Source organism: Bacteroidota bacterium (assembly GCA_039714315.1).
Classification (GTDB): domain Bacteria; phylum Bacteroidota; class Bacteroidia; order Flavobacteriales; family JADGDT01; genus JADGDT01.
Window position 1 is genome coordinate 1 of the sequence record JBDLJM010000149.1, and the last position, 7415, is coordinate 7415.

Genomic DNA, 7415 nt, shown 5'->3' on the forward strand with positions numbered 1-7415 from the left:
AAAAAAAGAAGGCTTGCAGAAGAATCTACAAGCCTAGCAACTACCCAAATTTACCATGAAAAAGCAACTCTTATGACTTACTTACATGACAAATATATATTAAGATCTTAAACCGTAATCCTTAAACAGTTAAAGTGTATGAAATTTTCGATTAACAAACAACGTATTTCGTAACCAACTGATACCTTGGCTTTTATAATCAGACAAAATTATCCGATTTTAATTCAATTTCTCTGTAAGCTTACTCATTACCTGTTTGGGCTCCTTGCCTTTATATAGTATTTTATAAATAGCCTCCGTTATAGGCATGTCTATATCGTATTTAGACACCAACTTTGTAATACTTTTTGAGGCATAGTAACCTTCGGCTACCATATTCATTTCCATCTGAGCTGATTTAACAGTATACCCCTTCCCTATCATATTACCAAACATTCTATTCCTACTAAAAACTGAATATCCCGTTACAAGTAAATCTCCTAAATATGCAAGGTTATTTATATCCCTTTGAATAGGATAAACAACTTCGAGAAAACGTCCTATTTCTCTTATGGAATTAGACATCAATACTGCCTGAAAATTATCTCCGTATCCAAGGCCATGTGCTACCCCTGCAGCTATTGAATATATGTTTTTTAATACCGCAGAGTATTCCGTTCCGTATATATCGTCCGAAATTTTTGTCCTGATATACTCACACGAAATTTTATCCGCAACTATTTCAGCGTGCTCTGAGTTCTGGCAAGCTATCGTTAAATACGACAACCTCTCCAATGCAACCTCTTCCGCATGACAAGGCCCGGTAACAACACCTATTCTATCATAAGGAATGGAATATTGGTTATGAAAAAACTCTCCTACTATAGTCCCGGTTTCGGGGACAATACCTTTAATTGCCGAAAAAATAATCTTTTCTCTTAATTGAGGCTTAAAAGCATCAAGCTCCTGCTTTAGAAATGCAGACGGAATCGCAAATATAAGATAGTCGTAATTATCGACAATATCGTTCAGATTATTACTCAAATCAAGCTTATTCACATCAAACTCTACCGAACTTAAGTAATTAGGATTATGATGGTTTATTTTTATATGCTCCAAAGCATATACATTTCGCATATACCATCCAACCTTTTCCTCGTTTTCAACAAGCATCTTCACAATAGCTGTAGCCCAACTACCACCACCTATAACTGCTATTTTTTTATTATCATCCATATAATGATCAATTTGTCATCACCTTCCTGTTTTTTTCACAGGAAAATATCCAACGCAAAATTAACATTTTATATTTTTATGTTACTGTCAAAGATCATCTAAAAAAATCTTTGTACCTATCTATCTACAAAAACGCATATACTATTAAGTTAGAACGCAATAAGAAATAAATAGCAAACTAAATTTTTACAATAATTAATTAATCATAAAATATTATCACGAAAATCCCCTCTCATTCTTAATTTTCTCATAAGCTTCCTGAACTTTTTGAAACTTTTCTTTAGCTCCCTGCATGTGCTCTTCACCTAAATGATGTACCCTATCCGGATGATATTTTCGCGCCATTCTTCTATATGCTTTTTTCACATCATCATCGGAACTTGCCTTTGTAACCTCCAATATTTTATATGCATTTTCAGTATCATCATAAAACATTGCCTTTATAGAGCCAAAATCCTGAGGACTTATATAAAGGTATCCTGAAATGGTTTTAATAGTATGAACTTCATCTTTACTTACATGTCCGTCGGCTTTAGCTATTCCAAACAAAAAATGAAGAAGCTGTAATCTGGAAGCATGATCCATATGGTGGGCAATCTGCATACTCACCTGGCGAATAGAAATATTTTGATTATTTATTATCTCTTTAAACAGTCTAAAAGCCTGGTTTGCTCTTTCTTTGCCATACATCTGTACAAAGTGATTTCGAACGAAATCGAGTTCAGGCTGAGTAGTTTTACCATCAGCTTTAATTACCGCAGCAGAAAGAACCAACAGAGAAACTTCGAAATCGCCTGATTGTGTTCCTGTATATCCTTCCCGGCTCTTTTGGAAATCTTCAATATCATTCTGGCTCATACCATGAAATGCCGAACCTAATGCATATCCTAAAATAGCTCCTATCGGTCCGCCAAATGCCCAACCAAGTCCCGCTCCTATCCATTTTACAAATTTTGCCATTATAATTTTTTTTATTATTAATATACTTCACTACTAAAGCACCATAAGATTACAACCTCTTATATCGCTATGGTCGAAACGCCCAATAACTTCGAAAGATTCATCTTCATGCAACCTTCCCAAATCCTGAGTAGCAATAAATGAACAAGAATTGATATTAGCCAAATCAATTACATTTAAGCCTCCTGATTTTCCAAATGTAATATAAGAAAATGGATCTTCAGTATCGCGAATTAAAACTTTCATCCACGGCGGACACTTAAAAACACCATCACCTTTTGAGTAAGCCTGCGACAGGAGTTCCGTCATTCCGTATTCTGAATGAATTGATTTTACACCAAAACCACTCGTGAAAATTTCATGTAACTCTTCCCTTACCATCTCTTTTCTTCTACCCTTCATACCCCCGGTTTCCATAATAGTGGTGTACTTTAGATCGAGGTTATAGTCATCCAGAAAGTCTAAAAGTGCGAAAGATACGCCAATCAGAAGTATTTTCTGCTTTCTGTTTTCAAGTCTGATTATCGTTTCAACTAATGTATCGTGATCTTTCAGATAAAATCCACTTTCGGGATGCCCGCTTTTCTTAATCAGATCATCAACCATGTAAATTAATGATGAACCTGTTCGCTCCAGATAAGCCGGTAATAATCCTAAAACTACGTAATCTTTTATGTTGCCATAAAAGTATTTAAATCCCTTTAGATAACTTTCCTCATAAACCGACAAGTCGCTCACAAAATGTTTACTCTGCGACATTCCGGTAGTTCCACTGCTCAGGAATACTTCCTGTTCCAACAAATCATTACTAACAACCCTATGCGATTTAAAAAACTGTATTGGAAGAAAAGGAATATCTTCAAGTTCTTTCACTTTTTCTACATCCACATCTAAATAATTAATAAATTCGCTGTACACTTTATTCTCTTTTGCCTGGTATTTGAATACCTCTAAAGCAATAGTTTTGAAAGTTGTAGAGTTATCTATTTTAAAAATGCTATTTTTAAGTGTTTCAAATTTCATAATTCATCTGATGAAATCAGTACTAAATAATATTTCCACAAAGTTATTATTAATACTTGTAATAATAAACTTAGGTAGCTGTAGAAAAATTCAAAGCTATCCGCCTGAACCCATAATTAAATTCGAGAGTGGGTATTTTACAATTGAAAAGGATACGCTAGAGAACAATATACTCTATTATAATTCCAACTTAAACTTCACTGACGGTGACGGAAATGTTGGTTGGGAAGCCAGTGAAGAAAAACCGGATGCACAAAGACCCTGTGACGTTATAAACACACATGACCTGTATGTAAATTTATTTGAAGAAATTGATGGTGAATTTGTTAAAAGAAAGTTTGTAACAGACTATCATTGTGTAAACGACACTTTAACTGACAGTTTAGGTGTAAATGTATTACACGCAAACCTGCCTTATATGCTGGGCAGGGGACAGGCAAATTCACTGATAGGAAATATTGAATACAAGATAGAGCTTCCTTCCTTACGCTCGAAAACTATTAAATTCGATTTTCAATTATGCGACAGGGACAACAACTACAGCGAGATTATCGAAAGTCCTGTTTATGGCGGTGTTGAGCCCCCGGAAGAATAATACCAACTTAAAATAAAACTGATCGACATGAATTATTAATTCACGGATTGATAATTTTTTGTATTCATTAAATCTTTAGGTTCAACAAAGTTAAATCGAAGATTCGACGAAGTCAATCGCTCCGCTTATTTCTAATTCATCTATCAATCACTTTGAATTCATATTGATATAAAAATGAGGACCTTATCAAAGATAAAGCCCTCATTATTACATAACTATCAAAACCTATATTTATTACATCACTACAAAACTAAGTGTTTTAGCTAAACCTTGACCTGTGATCATTAAAAAGTATTTTTGAGGTATTAAATCTAAGTTAAGTTCATTATGTCCTTTACTAAGTTTGATGCCATCCATAATTACTTTTCCATTCATATCATATACAGTACCAACAGCTTTTACCTTTAAATCAATATTCAATAAATTAACCGCAGGAATAGGATATACAGAAACATAAGTATTGTCGGAATCATTTATACCCAATGCATTCTGTCCACAAGTATCTAACCACACAGCATCAAAGTCCTTAACAAAGTCGACATTTGCTTCTGCAGCAGCGACGTCACTTACACAAATCGACATCAACAAATTCTTATCACACGACAAATTTGTTAAATTTATATTTGCAGAAACATCCAATTCCGTCATATCATTTGACGAACAGTACAACTCTGTTAACTCTAAATTAGATGAGAGGTCTATTACCGGCACTGAATTTACTTCCATTGACAATATACTTAACTGTGTGTTTGCGGATACATCCAATACACTCAGTTCATTTTTTTTACAATATAATTCAACCAATGCGGTATTTGCCGACAAATCTAAAGAAGTGATATCATTACTTCCGCAGTTCAATGTTATTAACTTGGGATTTGAAGACAGGTTTAAATCTGTTAAATTATTAAGAGAACAGGACAAATAGTCTAACTCCGGATTTGCACTAACATTAATACTATTTAGTTCATTTGAAGAACAAGACAACTTTTCCAGTGCCGGATTTGCTGATAAATCTAAACTTGTAAGACCGTTTCTTGAACATGAAAGATACATAAGTGAAGTATTAGCAGATAAATCCATACTTGATATATCATTACCAATACACGACAACCCTATTGTATTAACAAATGCTTCAATTCCTTCAACACTTACTATCTTTTTACGATTTACCATTATCATTCCGGTAACGGCTTCTGCTTCACTAACGGATATTTCACCATCTCCTCCCGTATCGTAACCGGCAGAAATTAAAGCAGATTTAAAATTCTCATCAGGGATATTTACATTTTGTGCAAAAGAAAATTGTGCAGCAAAAAACAGAATAAGTAGTAAATATTTTTTCATAAAGTCAGTTTTTAATTCAATTAACTATTTTCTCTGTACATATTATAGTACTAAAATTACAACTCCCTTGTAATAACATACACATTAACTGTAATCTGAAACTAAACTAGAAATACCTGCCAACTAATAAAAGCTAAACACAAATAAATAAGAAAAAAAAACACCTGGCTACTTGGCTAAAAACCAATATATTAACTATAGCCTTGTTGTTAATTTTTACGAATAGGGAAAAAATTACAACATTTGCGTATGAAACCAACTACAACATATATCTGCCAACTACTTAAACAATTAACAAGTACATACCCCAACAAATATATTTTATAAAAAAAGTCTGTCGAAAATATCCGACAGACTATTATATCTTTTATATACTCAAAACCTACTTATAGTTCCGTTTTCAAAACACCGCCTAAGCTTGCATTACTAGCTAAAATAGCATATTGTTTCAACCATCTGCCGGGGACCTCTTTTTTAGGCATTTTCCAATTTGAACGGCGCTTGGTAATTTCTTCTTCGCTCAACTCAACTTCTATCTGATATGTGTCCACATCGATAAAAATCTCATCTCCGTCTTTTAATAAACCTATCATCCCCCCTTCGGCAGCTTCAGGTGAAACGTGTCCTATTGACAGTCCTCTTGTAGCACCTGAAAAACGTCCGTCGGTAATTAAAGCCACATCAGCTCCAAGTCCCATACCCATAATCAAACTTGTTGGCGAAAGCATCTCCTGCATCCCCGGACCTCCTTTAGGTCCTTCGTAACGAATTACAACTACATCACCTTTCTTAACTTTACCTCCTTTGATACCTGCTATTGCATCGGGCTGAGAATCGAAACAAACTGCTTTTCCTTTAAAACTTCTTTCTCCAACGATTCCGGCAGTTTTAATAACACAACCTTCTTCGGCTAAGTTTCCGAATAAAATTGCCAAACCTCCTACTTTCGAGTAAGCATTTGCCAACGGGTGGATTATAGTTTCGTCCTTAATATCTGCATCGGCAATACGCTCACCGATTGTAGAACCTTCAACGGTAAGGTTATCAGAGTTAAGTACTCCTCCCCGCTTATTAATCTCCTTCATCACTGCACTTACACCTCCTGCACGGTTGATATCTTCCATGTGAACATGCGAAAGTGATGGTGAAATTTTAGCAATATGGCTTACGTTTTTACTAATCTCGTTAATTTTTTTAATATCAAAATCAACACCAGCTTCTTTTGCAATCGCGAGCATGTGAAGAACAGTGTTCGAACTTCCTCCCATAGCCATATCAACTACAAAAGCATTGTGTACAGCCTGTTCGTTAAGTATGTTTCTGATTTTATATTTTTCTGATTGCTGCTCATCTTTTGCAATTTCACAAACTCTGCGTGCAGCTTCTCTCAACAATTGTTCCCGTTCCTTAGTAAGTGCAAGTACAGTTCCGTTTCCTTTAAGTGCGATACCCATTGCCTCGATAAGAGTATTCATTGAGTTTGCAGTAAACATCCCCGAACAACTACCTCCACTCGGACAAGCTTTACACTCCAGTTCTTTAAGGCGCTCTTCCGTCATTTCACCCTTCTCAAACTTCCCGATTCCTTCGAAAACTGTAGCCAGATCAACAGGAGTCCCATCGCTTAAAACTCCTTTTTTCATAGGTCCTCCGGTAACAAAAACAGTAGGTACATTTACCCTTAAAGCCCCCATTACCATACCCGGAGTAATTTTATCACAGTTAGGAATAGCAATCATTGCATCTAACTTGTGTGCATTCATTACAGTTTCGATACTGTTAGCAATAAGTTCGCGTGATGGTAAAGAGTACAGCATTCCATCGTGCCCCATTGCTATACCGTCATCAACACCAATAGTATTAAATTCGAAAGGTATACATCCATTAGCACGAATTTCATCCTTAATTATCTCAGAATATTTATTCAGGAAAAAGTGTCCCGGAATAATTTCAATAAAACTATTTGCTACTCCTATAAATGGTTTGTCAAAATCTTCTGTTTTCAACCCTGTTGCTCTTAGCAAACTACGGTGAGGAGCTTTATCAAAGCCCTTTTTTATTTCATCACTTCTCATTTTCTTTCAAATTAGTTTTAAAGTGTAAGCACATTCGCAAACATCTACTTTCATCTACAATGATGAATGGCAAATGTAGAATTTTTTAGGTTTTGGAAATAAGGTGAAGGGTGTTTTTTTTTGATTTGCCTTGGGCTATTTTTCAAACCATAAAAAGAATATAAGGTTCATTTAAGTTTTTTTTCCTGTATGCTCTTTTATGT

6 protein-coding genes are annotated in these 7415 nt (G+C 34.9%); 1 reads left to right on the top strand and 5 read right to left on the bottom strand.

Going from position 1 to position 7415, the window contains the following annotated elements; all coding sequences use genetic code 11:
- Window positions 1–219: 219 nt before the first annotated feature.
- From ABFR62_12065 to ABFR62_12075, 3 genes are all read right to left on the bottom strand, one after another.
- The gene (locus ABFR62_12065; GenBank protein MEN8139157.1) at window positions 220–1215 is read right to left on the bottom strand and encodes an NAD(P)H-dependent glycerol-3-phosphate dehydrogenase; all 996 of its coding nucleotides are present in this window, start codon (window positions 1213–1215) and stop codon (window positions 220–222) included.
- A 216-nt stretch (window positions 1216–1431) separates the two neighbouring features.
- Window positions 1432–2175: a TerB family tellurite resistance protein gene (locus ABFR62_12070; GenBank protein ID MEN8139158.1), complete on the bottom strand. Its 744-nt coding sequence runs from the start codon at window positions 2173–2175 to the stop codon at window positions 1432–1434.
- A 33-nt stretch (window positions 2176–2208) separates the two neighbouring features.
- The gene (locus ABFR62_12075; protein MEN8139159.1) at window positions 2209–3198 is read right to left on the bottom strand and encodes an acyl transferase; all 990 of its coding nucleotides are present in this window, start codon (window positions 3196–3198) and stop codon (window positions 2209–2211) included.
- A 10-nt stretch (window positions 3199–3208) separates the two neighbouring features.
- On the opposite strand from ABFR62_12075, the gene ABFR62_12080 reads away from it, so the two are divergent.
- Window positions 3209–3793 (top strand): hypothetical protein, encoded by a 585-nt coding sequence (locus ABFR62_12080; GenBank protein ID MEN8139160.1) that lies wholly within the window; start codon window positions 3209–3211, stop codon window positions 3791–3793.
- 234 nt (window positions 3794–4027) lie between these two features.
- Here the strand turns inward: ABFR62_12080 and ABFR62_12085 are convergent, their stop codons facing one another.
- Together ABFR62_12085 and ilvD are read right to left on the bottom strand one after the other, a co-directional pair.
- Window positions 4028–5137: a hypothetical protein gene (locus ABFR62_12085; GenBank protein MEN8139161.1), complete on the bottom strand. Its 1110-nt coding sequence runs from the start codon at window positions 5135–5137 to the stop codon at window positions 4028–4030.
- Between the two features lie 386 nt (window positions 5138–5523).
- Window positions 5524–7212 (bottom strand): dihydroxy-acid dehydratase, encoded by a 1689-nt coding sequence (gene ilvD / locus ABFR62_12090; GenBank protein ID MEN8139162.1) that lies wholly within the window; start codon window positions 7210–7212, stop codon window positions 5524–5526.
- Window positions 7213–7415 lie beyond the last annotated feature (203 nt).